Below are 17439 nucleotides of genomic sequence, written 5' to 3'. Positions count from 1 at the left end.
CTGATTTTTAAATTTTATAATCCCACCATTTCTGGTCAGATTGGCTGGAGTTTACCACGTTTTCAATAAAAGCCATTCCACGAACGCCATCTTCAGTTGATGGGAAATCCAGCATCTCTTTTGTAGGCTCTTCATTGTTTAGTTTGGCATTTACCGTAAGGGCGAAGTTTTTGTAAATATTTGCAAAGGCTTCCAAATAGCCTTCAGGGTGACCTCCTGGCGTACGTGTATTGTGTTTTGCAAAACTTCCCATATAGCCATTTCCAGTTCTATAAATCTGTGCTGGTGCGTTAGACCATTTTACTAAAAGAGTGTTAGGCTCCATCTGATGCCATTCTAAACCACCTTTTTCACCGTAAACCTTAATTTTTAATGCGTTTTCTTCGCCAGCTGCAATTTGCGATGCAATTAAGACTCCATTAGATCCGTTATCAAATTTCAATAATACGTTTCCGTCATCATCAATTGCTCTTCCAGGAACAACGATATTTAAATCAGCACAAATTTTAGAGATTTTTAAGCCTGAAATATATTCGGCTAAATGCGCAGCATGTGTACCAATATCGCCCATGCTACCACTTTTACCTGTTTTAGATGGATCTGTACGCCATGCGGCTTGTGCATTTCCTTCACGTTCTGATAAAGTGCTTAACCAACCTTGCGGATATTCCACTATAATTTTTCTTATTGCTCCAAGCAGGCCATCACTAACCATTTGTCTGGCTTGTTTCACCATTGGATAACCTGAGTAAGTATGCGTTAAGCAAAGTGTTAAACCTGTTTCTTTCACTTTGGCTTGTAACTGTTTGGCCTCGTCTAAAGTAAGGGTCATTGGTTTTTCAATGACCACATTGAAACCAAGCTCCAGGGCCATCATTGCCGGAGCAAAATGTGCGAAATTTGGAGTAACGATGGTAACGAAGTCTATTTTTTGATCTGCTGGCAACTCACTTTCTGCCTTTAGCATCTCTTCGTAGTTTTTATAGATTCTATCATCTGGCAAGAATAATAATTTACCAGATTCATATCCAACTTCAGGGTTTACACTTAAAGCACCCGCAGACAGTTCTATTAAACCATCCATGTTAGCTGCAAGGCGATGTACGGCGCCGATAAAGGCGTCTTTACCGCCTCCTATCATGCCCATTCTTAGTTTTCTTTTCATAAAGGCTTAGGGTGTAAGGTGTAAGGTTTAAGGCTTTGGACTCACAACCCTATACCTTAAACCTTATACCTTTTACCTATTTATTTAAATGTTGTTTTTCTTTAATTCTTTCACCGCGTAATCTGCAGCACGAGCGGTTAAAGCCATAAATGTTAATGATGGATTTTGACATGCGATTGAAGGCATGCAAGCACCATCAGTTACGAATACGTTGTTTACTTCGTGCATTTGGTTCCATTTGTTAAGAACAGAAGTTTTTGGGTCATTACCCATTCTTGCCGTTCCCATTTCATGGATAGCCATACCCGGATAGCAACCAGCATCGTAAGTTTTGATGTTTTTCATGCCTGCTTTTTCTAACATTTCTGCCGCATCATTCATCATATCTACACGCATTTTTTTCTCATTCTCTTTGTATTCGCAATCAATTGCCAATACCGGCTGACCCCATTTATCTTTTTTGGTTTTATCAATGTAAACCTTGTTCTCATAGTAAGGTAACATCTCTCCGAAGCCACCTAAGCCCATGCTCCATTTACCTGGTTTAGTCATTTTCTCTTTTAAGCCTGAACCGAATGATAACTCGGCTACATCACTTTGCCAGTTCGCTCTGCTTGCACCACCCTGGTAACCGAAACCACGAAGGTAATCGCGTTTATCATTACCAATGTTTTGATACCTGGGTACGTAGATTCCGTTTGCACGGCGACCATAAGTGTATCGATCGTCAAAACCTTCTGCTTCGCCGGATGCACCGCAACGGAAATGGTGATCCATTAAATTGTGACCTAACTGTCCGCTGCTATTACCTAATCCGTTTGGATGAGCATCTGAAGTAGAGTTTAACAAGATGAAAGTAGAGCCTAAGGTAGAACCGTTTACAAAAATGATTTTTGCATAAAACTCCATTGTTTTGTTGGTTTCTGCATCAATAACCATCACACCTTTAGCTTTTTTAGTATCCTTATCATAAATGATGTGGTTTACTATTGAGTATGGTCTTAACGTTAAACGTTTAGTTGCCATTGCCGCAGGTAGGGTAGAAGATTGAGTACTGAAGTACGCACCAAATGGGCAACCTCTGCTACATAAGTTACGGTATTGGCAGTTTCCACGGCCTTTATGCGGAACGGTTAAATTGGCCACACGACCAATCATCATAATACGTTCTCTTTTATAATGCTCTTCGATACGGGCTTTTACGGATTTCTCAACGATGTTCAGGTCCATAGGAGGTAAAAATTCCCCATCAGGGCAGGTAGACCAGTTCTCTTTCGAACCACTGATTCCTGCAAATCTTTCTGCATAATCATACCATGGAGAAAGTTCTTTATAACGTACCGGCCAATCGCTGCCGTGACCATCTTTTGCGTTATCTTCAAAGTTGTGGTCACTTAAGCGGTAACTCTGACGGCCCCACATTAATGATTTTCCACCTACATGGAAACCACGATACCAGTCGAACCGTTTATCTTCTGTATACGGGCATTCGAGATCATTTACCCACCATTTTTCATTGGCTTCGCTGTAAGGATAATCTCTTTTTTGTACCGGGTGGGTACGTTTTTGCTCTTCAGTTAATTTACCTGCGTGTTCAAACTCCCAAGGGCTTTTCATTGCCGTTTCATAGCCGGTAATGTGCTCAATGTTCATTCCTCTTTCGAGCATCAAAACACGTAAGCCTTTCTCAGTAAGTTCTTTTGCAGCCCAGCCGCCACTAATCCCCGATCCTATTACAATAGCATCGTAAGTATTTTCTGCTTTTAAATTTGTATTTAAATTCATGATGTTTTGTCGTTGTGGTTTAGAAATTAGGTAGCCCAGGATTTTTGTCCAGGTTTAAGCTTGGTGTTTCCGTCAAATCTTCCTGGAACAAGAACATATTCACGTGCTTTGGTACATCCAATTTCCGAAGAGTAATAGCCCAGGAGGGTTAAATCTCTTGCCGTAGTGAAAAAGTAAATCAGATCTTTATTTTCTTCTGATTTAGCATCTTTGTCTGCGATAGACATTAGCCTTAAATCAACCATTAATTTGGTTCGCTCAGGAATGGTTAAGGCAACATAACTTTTTTTGAAATCTTGCATCGACTTGTCCTGAAGTTGTTTGAAACCTCTTGCGAACGAGGTTTGCATTTCCTTCGGGTAACAATCCTGCATCATCATTGGAATGAATTTGCCTAAACCCGCGGCTTTAGCGCCAGCTGATGATTTGGTTTTTGGGACAATAATGTCTGCAAATTCGGCGAAAATTTTCTGATCCTGTACTGAAAATGAAACAAAATTCTTTTCATTTTCCGGGAGTGTAAAACTTTCAAATAGAACGCCCATTGTGCTCGCTGAGATGGCTCCTCCCAGTAAAAATGCAACGTTTTTGAGTGCTTCTCTTCTGTGCATCGTTTTTGTATATTTATATATTGGTTATTTATACGTTGAATAAGTAATATTAGAAAAAAAATGGCATAATAATCAAATATCAAAGCTTTAAATCAGCATTCGCAATGCGATTGTTACTAAATAGAATTGTTCTAAATAATGAGTGATTTACCATCTCATATACGTTTATTATTGGTTTTTCTTAGCTGATTACTTCGTGTATAAATTACATTAACCATATATAAATATAGCTTTTGCTAATAAATTAGATATTTCTGCATTTTTATGCGGATTTTTCTTGAAATCGCCGGGTATTTATCAAATATTTTAAATTAGATTGACTCTTAATTTATAAGTTCGTTCTTTGGCATATTCATGAATTTGCTGGTAAGTACGGAATGATTTTTCAATTCTTTGGGGATCTGAAATCTCTTTTTTGTGAATCTTAAGTTCTATTCCCCGGTAAAACCTCCGATACCAAGGACTTAGTTTAAATATTTTTTAGCCCTTTTGTCTCATTTTTTTACCTTTGCACATTCTCAAAAAAAATATGCAGGAAAAAATTATTGTTTTGGGCTCTAACGGGCAGATTGGTACCGAGTTAGTTACCATGTTACGGAAAATATATGGTGATGATCATGTGGTTGCCTGTGATATTCGCAGACCTGATTACGATATCAAAAATTCCGCGCCTTTTGAATTTGTAAATGTCCTGGATAAAGAGATGATCAATGGCATTTTCAAAAAATACAAACCAACTCAGGTTTATTTGTTGGCTGCGTTATTGTCTGCAACAGGAGAACAGAATCCAAAATTGGCTTGGGATCTGAATATGAATGGTCTTTTGAATGTTTTAGATTTAGCGCTTGAGTATAAAGTGGCTAAAGTTTATTGGCCTAGTTCGATTGCGGTTTTCGGACCAAATTCGCCAAAAGACAATACCTCGCAATTCTGTGTAATGGATCCAAACACCGTTTATGGCATTAGCAAATTGGCTGGTGAACGCTGGTGCGAATATTATAATCAAAAATATGGTTTGGATGTTCGCAGTATCCGTTATCCTGGATTAATTAGCTGGAAAGCTGCTCCAGGTGGTGGAACAACAGATTATGCTATTCATATTTTCCATGATGCGTTGAAAAAAGGAAGTTATCAAAGTTTCCTAAATGCAGAAACTGAACTTCCAATGATGTATATGGATGATGCCATTCGTGGAACAATCGAATTGATGGATGCACCTGCCGATCAGATTTCGGTACGCAGCAGCTATAACTTTGGAGGAATCAGTTTCACTCCTGAAGTGTTGGCTGCGGAAATCAGAAAACATATTCCGGATTTTACCTTAACTTACGCCGATAATGATCCTCGTCAGCAGATTGCAAATAGCTGGCCGCGCTCAATAAATGACGATTTTGCTGCCAAAGACTGGGGCTGGAAACCTGAATTTGATTTAGCAAAAATGACAACAGACATGCTAACGAATTTAAAGAAGAGCTAAGAAAGCAGAGCTGAAAGGCTAAAGCTGAAAGACAAAGAGCAAAGCTGAAAGACTAAAGTAAGGAATAAGTCGAAAAATAAATAATTAGGTTGAGGGTTGAAGGAGTAGGATTTATCTTATCGTCTTGATACTAAATACTAATTACTAACGAAATAAGGTTTAGCTCATCATCTTGATACTTGATACTAAATACTTGATACTATTAACACTAAATACCTGATACCACATACTTGATACTACAAAATGGGAAGAGCATTCGAATTTAGAAAAGAAAGAAAATTTAAGCGTTGGGCCAAAATGGCGGTTCAGTTTACGCGGATTGGAAAAGATATTGTAATGGCGGTGAAGGAATCTGGCCCTCATCCGGAAACCAATTCCCGTTTGCGCACAGCGATGCAAAATGCGAAGGCGGTAAACATGCCGAAAGATAGGGTAGAGGCGGCAATAAAACGCGCATCTGATAAATCGATGGCCAATTATGAAGAAATCGTTTATGAAGGTTACGCCCCTCACGGAGTTGCTATTTTAATTGAGACCGCTACCGATAATACTAACCGTACCGTTGCCAATGTTCGTAGTTATTTTAACAAGACTGATGGATCTTTAGGTAAAACCGGATCTTTGGATTTTGTTTTCAACCGTAAATCTGTTTTTCGTTTCACTCCTGCAGAAGGATTAGATTTAGAAGAACTGGAATTCGAATTGATTGATGCTGGATTGGAAGATCTTTATGTAGAGGCTGATGAAGAAGGAAATGATGTTGCGGTTGCACAAGGAGCTTTCGAAAACTTTGGTCCTTTACAAAAAGCGTTAGAGGAAAAAGGAATCGAACTGAAAAGTTCAAAATTGGAGCGAATTGCTTTATCGCATCACGAAGTTACCGAAGAACAAGCTGCTGACGTATTGAAATTAATCGATAAGCTGGAAGAGGATGATGACGTTCAGGCAGTTTATCACAATATGGCTGAGTAACATCAATCAAAGAGTATTATTAAAAAGGTTTGAAGATTTTTTCTTCAAGCCTTTTTTGTTTGTGCTTGTTTTGAAGTGTTTCGGTATATCGGCGGGGAAACCAAGGCGCTAAACTAACACGGTTGTTATTGCGAAAACCGGTTTTTCTCCTTTCCGTGGCAGACTCACTGCGTCTGATGTTCTCGCAAGGATGGTTAAGGAGCGGAAAAACTATGGTTTTAAACTGACGAAGTTTTCCATCGCACAGGCCAACTAAACTTCGTAAGTTGATTTATCGTCACTGTGAGAAACGGTTTTTTTCCATTTAGTGGCAACCTCATTGCTGCTAAAATTAATCCTTTCTATGCCCAAACAACCAGGGCAATAAACCTGGTTCTGCGAATGCACTATCCCAACTATTGTGGTTGGCATTTGGGTAAAGCGTAAATTTGACCTCGTCGCCTACAGTTTTTAACCGTTCTGCAATTGCCATTGAAAAAACCGGATCAACTACATCATCTTTGCCGCCATGAAAAATCCAAAGTGGTACGGTTTGATATTTTTTAATGTTGTTGGTATTGTCGCCACCGCAAATTGCAAATGCTGCGGCAAAAGTTTTACGCTTTCTCCTCAATAATTCATAAGTTCCCATTCCACCCATTGATAGCCCACCCACATACACTTGCTTTTTATCTACAAATGGCTTTTTAAGTAAATTTTTAACCATGCCTTGTAATGCATGCATCGCTTTGGTAGGTTTGCCGCCTTCTACAAAACTGAAATTCCTTTTGCCATTATTATTTGTAGTGATATTCACATTCGCCCAGTAACTTTCAAAAGGACACTGTGGAAATACGACTATCGCAGGAAAATTTTTACGTATATCATCTTTCAAAAATAATTGAGCGCCATGGGTTAATTGTTTTTCATTATCGTTACCGCTTTCGCCGCGGCCATGTAACACAAATACGATTGGGTATTTTTGAGCGGGGTTGAAGTTTTCGGGGAAAAGAATTCGATAATAAATGGAGTCTTTCCCTTTGATGAAACTTCCGCGATCAAATTTCTTAAAGTCCTGGGCAATTAAAAAGGTAAAGCTGAAAAATAAACAAAAGGAAAGAATAATCTTTTTCATCTGGCAAAAATAAAAAACCCTGACCATTTTGCAATGGGTCAGGGTTTAAGTAAATAATTAGATTTCTTTATTTTAATGTAAAGTTAGCCTCTTTCACATCTCTGGAATTTGTGCCGATAAACACCTGAAAATCTCCAGGTTCAGCAACAAATTTCAAATCAGAATTGTAGAATTTAAGATCGTTTTCGGAGATATTGAAACTGATTGTTTTACTTTCTCCAGCTTTTAAACTCACTTTTTGAAAGCCTTTTAATTCTTTAACGGGGCGGGTAATGCTTCCCACTAAATCACGGGTATATAACTGAACCACTTCTTTGCCATCATATTTACCGGTATTACTCAAAGTAACAGAGGCTGTGATAGATTTCCCTTTTGTTAAAGCATTCGAGCTTAATTTGATATCACTATAATCAAAAGTAGTATAGCTCAAACCGAATCCAAATGGATATAATGGGTCATTGCTTACATCTAAATAATTGGAGCGGAATTTTTCAAACCATTTTCCTTCAGCCAGCGGGCGACCAGTATTTTTATGTGCATAATAAAGCGGTACCTGACCAACATTCTGTGGAAATGTGGTACTCAGTTTTCCCGATGGATTAACCTTACCGAACAATACATCTGCAATAGAATTTCCAGCTTCGCTGCCTGGAAACCATACATTTAAAATGGCTGGAATATTTTCTTCTTCCCATTTCAAAGCCAACGGACGACCCGTAAATAATACCAGAACTACAGGTTTACCAGTTTTAGCCAGTGCTTTTAATAAGTTTTTCTGCGTTTCTGGAATTTGGATATCGGTAACACTGCTGCTTTCTCCTGTAAATTCAGAACCTTCACCAATGGTAGCCACAATTACATCAGATTTTTCGGCAACTTTTAAAGCCTCTTTAATCATCTCTTCTTCACTGCGGGGATCACGCTTGTAAGTTGGATTATGGACGTTAACATAACGTTGCTCCATTGCAGAATCTGCAAGGAAATTAGCACCACGTGCTGTTAAAATTTTAGCATCGTTTCCTAAAGCATTTTTTAACCCTTGTAAAACCGTAACCGACTTATCAAATAAAGCCGCAACGCTCCAGGTACCATACATATTAGCAGTATTATCAGCCAATGGACCAATTAAGCCAATAGTGCCAGATTTTTTAAGTGGCAAAATGTTGTTTTTGTTTTTCAGCAATACAAAACTTTCTGCAGAAATTTCACGTGCTACGTGACGGTTTTCTGCACTGAAAACTTCTTTTTCTGCTCGTTCCGTACTTAAAAATTTATAAGGATCAGTAAATAAACCTAGTTTATATTTAGCCTGTAGAATTAAACGGCAAGCCCTGTTAATTTCGTTGATACTCACCTTTTTTTCTGCCAATGATTTTTTCAGAGTGCCAAGGAAACCTTCGCCAACCATGTCCATATCGATGCCGGCATTCATGGCTAAAGCAGAAACGGTTTGCAAATCGCCCATTCCATGCGCAATCATTTCCGGAATGCCTGTATAATCTGTTACTACGAAACCTTTGAAACCCCATTGGTTACGCAAAACATCTGTCATTAACCATTTGCTTCCGGTTGCCGGGATTCCATCAACTTCGTTAAAAGAGGCCATAATACTTGCAGCACCTGCATCTACAGCCGCTTTGTATGGTGGAAAGTATTCGTTATACATCCGCACTTTGCTCATATCAGTAGTATTGTAATCTCTTCCAGCTTCCGCAGCGCCATATAAGGCATAATGTTTAACACATGCTAGAATTTCATTACTAGCCTGTAACTTACCCTGATAACCTTTAACCATGGCAGCGGCTATTTGCGAACCCAGATAGGTATCTTCGCCGCTTCCTTCAGAAATTCTTCCCCAACGTGGGTCACGAGAAATATCAACCATAGGAGAGAAGGTCCAGTTGATGCCGCTTGCGCTTGCTTCAATAGCTGCAACCCTTGCGGTTTTTTGTACCAGATTCATATCCCAGATACAACTTACACCCAATGGAATCGGGAAAACAGTATTGTAACCATGGATAACGTCCATTCCAAAAAGCAATGGAATTTTCATTCTGCTTTGCTCTACGGCAACTTTTTGTACGGCTCTGATTTTTTCTACTCCTTTGATGTTGAATAAACCACCAACTTGTCCGGCTTCAATTTTCTTACCGATATCACTGCTATTGGCTTGTCCGGTAGTAATATCGCCAGAACTTGGTAAATTTAACTGGCCTATTTTTTCATCGACAGTCATTTTTGCCATGAGGTTGGTGATGAATGTATTCATCTTTGCCTCATCGGGAGATACGTTTTTTTTGGTTTGTGCTGATGCGTTCAGCGCAAAGGATGCTAATAAAATAATCAGGATTTTCGCTCTATTCATTATGTGTGTGTTTTATTCTTTTAAAATTTAATCTACTTTTTTGACTGCGGTTTTTGCGGAAACGCCATTTTCATTGATCGCTTCAATAGCGAAGTAATAAGCTTTTTGGCTATCCATTGCTTTAAACCAATGTTCATTAAAATCATGAATCATAATACAGTTATATAATTTATCTGGTGAGGTACCATAATATAAATTGTAGGCAAAGGCATTATCCACAGGTTGCCATTTGATGTAGGCACTGCGCTTATCTTTCTCTGTTCTTAATACGATCAGGTTTTTGACTTCTGAAGGTTTTTCACCATTTCCATTTCCAAAAACACGTAAGCCGCTAATGGCGAACTTCCCGGTTGGCATATGGATATTAACCATTTTGATAAACCTGGTCTTTACGGGCTTTTCTAATTCAATATAATCGTGTGGAACATCTGTCTTGTTCTTGCTTTTGTCAACTAAAATTGTCCATTTCTTTCCATCTACTGATGATAAAATTTGGTATTGATGATAAATTCCGATCTGTTTACCTAAAAATTCAGCATCCTGGTCGGCATAGTTTATCTGAATGGCATTCACTGTGGCTAAACTCCCTAAATCTGTTTGGATCCATTCGCCATTGTTTCCTGTTTTTGCGCTCCAATAGGTTTTGATGCTTTCATCAACGGCATTGTTGGCATAGAAACCACCAAGTGTAGAGGAAACTGTTACTGGTTTTTTATAATTAATCAGCATCCATCCTGGCCCGGCTGGCCCATTTTCTTTTCTTTCCGCTGGGAGGTAAAGGGGATAATCTCCGAAGGCAGTATTCGTCCACATCACATCGTCTTTATCGAAACCAGTTGGCCAGATGCCCATTCTACGTTCCCAGGTGTTTTTTACACAAATGATGCTGGTAGAAATGTGCCAGTAATTTTTAGCGTTATCCTGGAAAGTAGCACCATGTCCTGCTCCGCGAGAAAATCCACCTCCTTTGTAACTCAGTGGATCAGATTGTGGTGTAAACTGCGTATCATAAAATAAAGGCTTGCTACCTACTACTACACCATCGGAATAACCACTGAATTCTGTACCCGGTGCGCCATACTGAAAGTAATATTTGCCGTTATGCTTTGTCATCCAGGCACCCTCGGCAAAAGGATCGAGGAAAGTGTTGTCCATATATTCACCAAAACGTTGCCAACCGTAGCGCCAGCTTTCCAGTAAATACATGGGTGTTCGAGTACCTTTTGGCTTAAAAGTTTTTCGATCCAGTTCTACCCCATACATTGGGTAGTTATTGCTGCTGCCGTTGTACATATAAAATTTACCATCATCATCCGTAAAGAAAGCAGGATCCCAACCGCCAATTTCTAATGAATCAACCAATGGAAACCATTTATTGCCTAGGGGATCAGTACTTCCCCAAAGGGTGAAATTTTTGGTATAGGTACTTCCAAAAACAACAACGGTATCGCCGATTATGCCAACACCTGGTGCACAAAGCTCATCCTTGGTTTTATTCCATGGGCGAAGAAACTTACGTTCAATGAATTTCCAGTTCAACATATCTGAACTATGCCAATATCCCCACTGGTTCGTGCTAAAGAGCATATATTCCCCTTTATAATTCACAATAACCGGATCGGCAGTGGCACGGTGTTTCCCCCATTCAGTAAATGATTCGAACGGAGTATAACCGTAATCCAGGTTGATTGGATTACAATAGGTTTTTTGTTTCTGAGCAAATACCACTAAAAATGATGTGAGGAAAAAAAGTATAAGTATGGTTTTTCTCATGTTTGCTATCTTATTTTTTAGCCGCAGATTTGCAGATTATTTTTTATAATGCATCTTTAAAAATTTTAATCTGCGGTTTTCTTATTACTTTATCTCCGGGCTTTCAAATCCCAATTTTGTCAACCCTTTCTGTACATCCGGGTTACTCATAAATAATTTCCAAAGCAAACCTGAACGGTGATTTTCAATCATCACTACCATAGGCCCTTGATCAATACCTAAATATCGTTGAGGATACCAATCATCGGTTTCAGAAAAGGCATCGTAGAAACCATATTTACCCCAAACTTTATCGCCAAGGTCTTCATAAAGATGACGAATCACTTTCATCGATTCCTTTGGTGTGTATGGAATGGATGAAATTGCTGCGGTAGGGGAGATTACTCCGAAATCTTCTTGTGGATTATGGGCTGCATATCCTTTAACTGAATAACTGGCTGTTAAGCCCCAATTGTTTTCACTGTAACCCTTAAACTTTTTAGGGTTAGCTACGCAATAATCGTGGATTGCAAGGGTGTGATTAACATTGTTTTCCCAGTAATCTGCATAGCGGTCTTTCAAACCTTTAGGATTTAAACCCAGATAAGAATAATGCGCCCAGAATAGAGGACCAACTGATTTTTTTTGTCCCTGATATTTTAACGTAAACGGATGACCGTAAACATCAAATTTAGATTTAATTGCACCATTGTCTGCCCAGCCTTTATGATAAACTGCTGCTGGAACGGTGTGAGTAGGAGATGAAGCGGCTAAAACATACATAATCAAACATTCGTTATAGCCTTTAACGGGAAAATTCATTTCCCATTTATATTCAGGAGACCAATGCCAGTAAAGTACATTTTGGTTGCCATTGCGATACCAGTTAAAATCAATACCTCTCCAAAGTTCATCTGCTTTTTTTGCAAGGGCTTTGTCGGCTGCTGATCCATTTTTATAATAAGCATCAATACAAATTAACGCCTGGGCTACGAAAGCAGTTTCTACTAAATCTCCACCATTGTCTTTTTGTCCAAAGGGACGAACTTTACCGGTTTCACCATAAATCCAATGTGGCCATGCACCATGAAATCGATCAGCTTTAGCCAGGAAATCAAGGATCTTATTTAAACGGGCTAAACCATCTTGTTTGGTGACATAGCCTCTGTCGATACCGCTTAAAAGTGCCATTAGGCCAAAGCCCGTTGCACCTGTTGCTACCGTGCTTTTATCATTTTCAGGATAAACGTTATCTACATGAAAACGTTCCCTTCCGGCACCGGATGTAGGTTCGGCACCATCCCAGAAATATTGAAAGGTTTGTTTTTGAACAACATCAAGTAATTCATCATCAGATAACCCTTTTTTGATGGTAAGATCAATTGTATCTGTATTCTTCTCATTTTGTGCACAAGACGAAAGCGAAATTAAGAGGAGCGAAGAAAAAAGGATGTGATTGAATTTTAGCATAGCGAAGAAAAAAAAGGTTGCCAGAATGATCTGGCAACCTTTATCAAATTTATTTTTTAGTAACCAGGATTTTGCGTGAGCAAACCTCCACTTAAATCAATTTCTACTTGAGGAATTGGCCAAACTTCATTTTTGTTGGCTCTCCATCCCTTAGGACCGAAAACCTGTGCTGCTCTGCCTTGTCTGATCACGTCGAAATAGCGGTCATTTTCCATGGCTAATTCAACTTGTCTTTCTCTCCAGATCGCATTTCTCAATGCCGTTTGATCTGTTGTAGTCACATCTGGCAGAATTGCCGCATTGGTGCCTCTGGCTCTTCTGCGCACTCTGTTTAGAGAGGTTAACGCTTGCGATGGATTTCCCAATTCATTAGCTGCTTCTGCATTCATCAACAATACATCGGCAAATCTTAAAACCCTGAAGTTTTGTTGCGCTCCTTCGTTAAAGCCAGAAACTCTGGTGTTAAAAGGAACGTATGATTTTTGATTGTAACGTTCGTTCGGAACCGAAGTTGGTACAAGATCTCCTTGTGGAGTGGTTTCGCCTCTGAATAAGATGGTTGCATCTCTTCTTGGGTCACCAGGTTCAAAAGCTGCAGCTAATTCTGCTGATGGTGTATTGAAACCCCAGCCCATAAAACCTGCAACGCCCTGTACCTGGCTGTACTGAGAGTTTGATGCATCAGCATTGTTTTGTACTAATTCTGCCTGAACTTCAAACAAAGATTCTACACTATTTTCATTTTGTGTTCTGAAACCTTTCTCAAAATCTGGAAATAAATCATATCCTAAGCCCATTACCTGATTGGTAAGTGCAAGTACATCTGACCATTTATTCTGGTACATGGCTACTTTCGCTCTCATACCTAATGCTGCTCCACGGGTTGCTCTGCCTAAATCTGCAGCACCGTAAGATTGTGGTAATGCAGTAGCTGCTTCTGTTAAATCCTTTTCGATTTGAGCATACACGGCAGATCTTTCTGCCTGTGGAATATTATATTCTGTATTATCTTTAGGTATATTTAATCTTAATGGAACTCGTCCATATGCCCTAACTAATCTAAAGTAAGAATATGCCCGAATAAATTTTGCTTCGGCTAAATATCTGGCTTTAAGCGCTGCATCCATATTGATATTTGGCACATTATCCAATACCTGGTTGCAAAGATTGATGTTTTGATATTGGCCTGTCCAGAAATCTTGTAGGGTTCCGTGAGTAGACGTAACCGTAAACTGGTCGTACAAGTTAAAAAAAGTAGCATCTGTTGGTGTACTACCTTTATCTGCTTCATCAGATCCTGTGCTTTCGATAGCAATTGCATTAAAGGCCACATTATTCCAACTGCGCAAGTTCGCATAAATTGCGTTTACACCTTTTAGCGCATCATCCTGGTTTTGCCAGAAAGTTACTGATGGCTGTTGTGCCTGAGGTGGTACATTAAGAAAATCTTTTTTACATGATGCAGTAAAAAGCATTGCGCCCAAGGCAGCTGCAATTACGCAAGATTGTATATTTATATTTTTTTTCATTTTGATCTCGATTAGAAAGTTACGTTAACTCCGAAATTGTAAGTTGCAAATAATGGATAAACGTTGGTGTCTATACCTGCATTTGTTGGTGTACCACCAACTTCAGGACTGAAACCTTTGTAACCAAAAATATTAACTGCATTTTGCGCATTTAAGAATACTCTTAAACGTTGCATTTTCATTTTACTACTGATGGCCTGAGGAAGCGTATATCCTAACTGAATATTTCTTAATCTGATATAGTCACCTTTTTCTACGTAGAATGAATTAGGAGCATTATTTAAACCTCCAGCTAAGTCAGCAGAAGGATAAGTATTGGATGTTCCTGCGCCAGTCCAACGGTTGTTGATAAAGTCTTTTGTGAAGTTTTCATTACCAAAACGACTGCTCAAATTAGCATTATAAACATCAACATCTGCAACACCTTGAATATCTAAAGTAAGATCGAAGTTTTTGTAAGCGAAATTTGTGTTTAAGCCGTAAGTAAATTTAGGATTTGGATTTCCTAATACCACTCTGTCTTTTAAATCAATAACACCATCACCATTCACATCTGCATATTTAAAATCACCTGCTTTAAAGCCTGGCCAAGCTGCTGCCTCAGCCGCAGTTTGGAAAATGCCTTCTACCTGGTAACCGTAAAACTCACCAATTGGACGATTGTTAACGGTTCTCGTAGAAAGGTATCCACTGGTCAAACCTGCACCACCTTTATAAATAGGATTTGCTCCAGAGGTTACGTTAAGTACTTTATTATTGTTAATACCTACATTACCACTGATGGAATAACTAAATCCGTTATCGGCTTTGTCGGCCCATGTTGCTGAAAACTCAAATCCACGGTTTTGAATATCTGCCTGGTTTGCAATAATTGAACTGTTAACGGTTCCTAAACTTCCTAATACTGGAATATCAAAAATGGCCTGTTCAGTTTTTCTAGTGTAATAATCTAACTCAACTGATAGTTTATTTTTAAAGAAGCCCATTTCTAAACCAACGTCAGTACCGGCACTTCTCTCCCAGAATAATGTTGGTGGAACCAATGATCTGATACTTGCACCTGTATACGGGATTCCGCCGAAGAACGCGATCAAAGCAGCTGTCTGATCTACAGTTTGAGTAGATGGATTAAATGGAACGCCAGCATTACCTACTTTACCCCAGCTACCTCTTAACTTTAAATTGCTGAAGATTTTTTGATTTTTCATGAAATCTTCGTTGCTGATTACCCAGCCAGCTCCAATAGATGGGAAATTACCCCAAACATTGTCCGAACCAAAGAATTGAGATGCTCCATCTCTTCTAACCGAAGCATTTAAGAGATATCTGTTCTTATAACTATAGTTTGCTCTGGCAAAGTATGAGGAGAATGTAGATAATTCGCCTTCATCAATAATGTTTCTGGTTGCCGCATCGCCAAGTGCCAGATATAAATCACTATTTGAAGTAAAAGGAACATTTAATGCATCAGCCCTTAGTGTGTACATTTTGTTCCGTTGAGCAGTTTGTCCAACTAATAGCGTTAAACTATGATCTGCCCACTTTTTATCGTAAGTTAATGTGTTTTCAATGATCCAGTTTCTGTTTTCAACGCGATCAATGTCTAACTTACTGTTGGTATTCTGTTGGGTATTACTGGCTTTGTAAACAGGAATATATCCTCTCACTTCTTGCTGACCGAAATCACCACCTAAACTGGTTCTGAAAGTGAAGTTTTTCAAGAATTTTAATTCTGCAAATACATTTCCAGTAATTTTATAATTTGTGGTTTGCTGGTTGAAGAAATCCAGAGTAGCCTGAGGATTCATATTACTTCCGTTACCTAGATTAAAAGCATTCGGATCCCCATAACTGCCATCTGCGTTAAATACTGGTACTACAGGAGATGCAGCATATAAAGCCCTGAAAATTCCGTTAGCCGGATCTTTTGATTTGCTTGAAGTTGCTGTAACATTATAGCCAATTTTTAATGGTTCAAAAACCTGAAAGTCATTTGATAAGCGAGCTGTGTATCTTGTATAATTATTATTCTTCACAATACCATCCTGATTCAAATAACCTAAAGATAAATTGTAAGTAGATTTTTCAGTACCGCCGCTAATAGAAAGTTGATGGTTAGTAATCAATGCCTCTCTAAGTGCTACATCATACCAATTAGTACCTTCGCCTAAATTGGTATTTGCAAACAATGGTGCTACAGGAGGATTTTGAAGTGCATAGGCCTCATTTACCGCTGTTGCATATTCTGATGCATTGGCCATCTCAACCATGTTGGTTACTTTCTGAATACCTACTGTACCATTGTAGTTAATTACGGCATCGCCTCTTTTGCCTTTGTTTGTGGTAACTAAAACCACACCATTAGCTGCTCTGATACCATAAATAGATTGACTTGAAGCATCTTTAAGGATACTGATGCTCGCAATATCAGCAGGATTTAAAAAGTTAATATCATCGTACCAAACACCATCAACAACATATAACGGGCCTGCTTTTCCATAAATAGTTCCGCTACCTCTAATGGTGATTTGGGGCGATCCACCAGGTGTACCCGTATTTGTAATCGAAACACCTGCTACTTTACCTTGCAGTGCACCAACCGGGTTGGTTGAAATTTGTTTTGAAATATCTTCTCCTTTAAGGTTGGCTACAGATCCTGTAACATCAATTTTTCTTTGTGTACCATAACCCACTACCACAACCTGCTCGAGTTGTTGTGTAGATGAAGCTAAGGCTACATTAATTGTGGTGCGGTTTGCGATTGGCTGCTCTTGAGCAGCGTATCCAATAAAGTTGAATACCAAAGTCGCATCAGCAGGTGCGCTGATCGAGTAATTTCCATCCGGATCGGTCTGCGTTCCGCCTTGTGCCCCTTTAATTGTAATGGTTACGCCAGGTAGAGATGTTTTATCACCTCCATCAGTTACCTTACCTTTTACGGTAATGTTTTGCGCAAATGCTACGTTAATGGTTAGCAAGCAAAATGCAGCGAGAACAGAAATTCTTGTAAAAATTCTTTTCATGCTTTTATTAATATTTAGTTTAATTGTTATGATAAATGTGAGGTTGTTTATTCGCTTGTGCAAGTGAATTCACCTCAACATCATTACATCATGAGAACCTGATTGCTTTACAAAAGTTAAGAACCAAATGCGATTTCAGACCAAAAACACAGTTTTTAGCTTTTTAACATTATTTT

Annotated in this window: 11 protein-coding genes; 2 read left to right on the top strand and 9 right to left on the bottom strand. The window is 38.9% G+C overall.

Annotated elements, in window-relative coordinates; all coding sequences use genetic code 11:
* Positions 1-7 precede the first annotated feature (7 nt).
* From ACN1CD_RS15340 to ACN1CD_RS15330, 3 genes are all read right to left on the bottom strand, one after another.
* Positions 8-1165, bottom strand: a complete 1158-nt coding sequence (locus ACN1CD_RS15340; protein WP_419131264.1) for a Gfo/Idh/MocA family protein — start codon at positions 1163-1165, stop codon at positions 8-10.
* 84 nt (positions 1166-1249) lie between these two features.
* On the bottom strand, positions 1250-2950 hold the full coding sequence (locus ACN1CD_RS15335) for a GMC oxidoreductase (protein WP_419131263.1): 1701 nt from the start codon (positions 2948-2950) through the stop codon (positions 1250-1252).
* A gap of 26 nt (positions 2951-2976) precedes the next feature.
* Positions 2977-3561, bottom strand: a complete 585-nt coding sequence (locus ACN1CD_RS15330) for a gluconate 2-dehydrogenase subunit 3 family protein (protein ID WP_419131262.1) — start codon at positions 3559-3561, stop codon at positions 2977-2979.
* Between the two features lie 529 nt (positions 3562-4090).
* Here ACN1CD_RS15330 and ACN1CD_RS15325 point away from each other — a divergent pair.
* Positions 4091-5038, top strand: coding sequence for an NAD-dependent epimerase/dehydratase family protein (locus ACN1CD_RS15325; RefSeq protein ID WP_419131261.1), 948 nt, complete (start codon positions 4091-4093; stop codon positions 5036-5038).
* 243 nt (positions 5039-5281) lie between these two features.
* Entirely contained in the window at positions 5282-6010 is a 729-nt protein-coding gene (locus tag ACN1CD_RS15320) for a YebC/PmpR family DNA-binding transcriptional regulator (protein WP_419131260.1), read from the top strand.
* A gap of 331 nt (positions 6011-6341) precedes the next feature.
* Here the strand turns inward: ACN1CD_RS15320 and ACN1CD_RS15315 are convergent, their stop codons facing one another.
* The 6 genes from ACN1CD_RS15315 to ACN1CD_RS15290 form a co-directional block, all read right to left on the bottom strand.
* The gene (locus ACN1CD_RS15315) at positions 6342-7124 is read right to left on the bottom strand and encodes a prolyl oligopeptidase family serine peptidase (RefSeq protein ID WP_419131259.1); all 783 of its coding nucleotides are present in this window, start codon (positions 7122-7124) and stop codon (positions 6342-6344) included.
* A 67-nt stretch (positions 7125-7191) separates the two neighbouring features.
* Positions 7192-9489, bottom strand: coding sequence for a beta-glucosidase BglX (bglX, locus tag ACN1CD_RS15310; RefSeq protein WP_419131258.1), 2298 nt, complete (start codon positions 9487-9489; stop codon positions 7192-7194).
* A 27-nt stretch (positions 9490-9516) separates the two neighbouring features.
* On the bottom strand, positions 9517-11262 hold the full coding sequence (locus tag ACN1CD_RS15305; protein WP_419131257.1) for a discoidin domain-containing protein: 1746 nt from the start codon (positions 11260-11262) through the stop codon (positions 9517-9519).
* An 84-nt stretch (positions 11263-11346) separates the two neighbouring features.
* Positions 11347-12711 (bottom strand): glucoamylase family protein, encoded by a 1365-nt coding sequence (locus tag ACN1CD_RS15300; protein ID WP_419131256.1) that lies wholly within the window; start codon positions 12709-12711, stop codon positions 11347-11349.
* 56 nt (positions 12712-12767) lie between these two features.
* The gene (locus ACN1CD_RS15295) at positions 12768-14240 is read right to left on the bottom strand and encodes a RagB/SusD family nutrient uptake outer membrane protein (protein ID WP_419131255.1); all 1473 of its coding nucleotides are present in this window, start codon (positions 14238-14240) and stop codon (positions 12768-12770) included.
* An 11-nt stretch (positions 14241-14251) separates the two neighbouring features.
* Positions 14252-17263, bottom strand: coding sequence for a SusC/RagA family TonB-linked outer membrane protein (locus tag ACN1CD_RS15290; RefSeq protein ID WP_419131254.1), 3012 nt, complete (start codon positions 17261-17263; stop codon positions 14252-14254).
* Positions 17264-17439 lie beyond the last annotated feature (176 nt).

It is taken from the genome of Pedobacter sp. N23S346, from assembly GCF_048515415.1.
GTDB lineage: Bacteria > Bacteroidota > Bacteroidia > Sphingobacteriales > Sphingobacteriaceae > Pedobacter.
This window is presented reverse-complemented; position numbering and strand designations above follow the sequence as displayed.

Coding starts and splice junctions, on each gene's coding strand:
- ACN1CD_RS15330 (WP_419131262.1), bottom strand. CDS start 3,561: ATGCACAGAAGAGAAGCACTCAAAAACGTTGCATTTTTACTGGGAGGA.
- ACN1CD_RS15305 (WP_419131257.1), bottom strand. CDS start 11,262: ATGAGAAAAACCATACTTATACTTTTTTTCCTCACATCATTTTTAGTG.
- ACN1CD_RS15320 (WP_419131260.1), top strand. CDS start 5,282: ATGGGAAGAGCATTCGAATTTAGAAAAGAAAGAAAATTTAAGCGTTGG.
- ACN1CD_RS15300 (WP_419131256.1), bottom strand. CDS start 12,711: ATGCTAAAATTCAATCACATCCTTTTTTCTTCGCTCCTCTTAATTTCG.
- bglX (WP_419131258.1), bottom strand. CDS start 9,489: ATGAATAGAGCGAAAATCCTGATTATTTTATTAGCATCCTTTGCGCTG.
- ACN1CD_RS15290 (WP_419131254.1), bottom strand. CDS start 17,263: ATGAAAAGAATTTTTACAAGAATTTCTGTTCTCGCTGCATTTTGCTTG.
- ACN1CD_RS15295 (WP_419131255.1), bottom strand. CDS start 14,240: ATGAAAAAAAATATAAATATACAATCTTGCGTAATTGCAGCTGCCTTG.
- ACN1CD_RS15315 (WP_419131259.1), bottom strand. CDS start 7,124: ATGAAAAAGATTATTCTTTCCTTTTGTTTATTTTTCAGCTTTACCTTT.
- ACN1CD_RS15340 (WP_419131264.1), bottom strand. CDS start 1,165: ATGAAAAGAAAACTAAGAATGGGCATGATAGGAGGCGGTAAAGACGCC.
- ACN1CD_RS15325 (WP_419131261.1), top strand. CDS start 4,091: ATGCAGGAAAAAATTATTGTTTTGGGCTCTAACGGGCAGATTGGTACC.
- ACN1CD_RS15335 (WP_419131263.1), bottom strand. CDS start 2,950: ATGAATTTAAATACAAATTTAAAAGCAGAAAATACTTACGATGCTATT.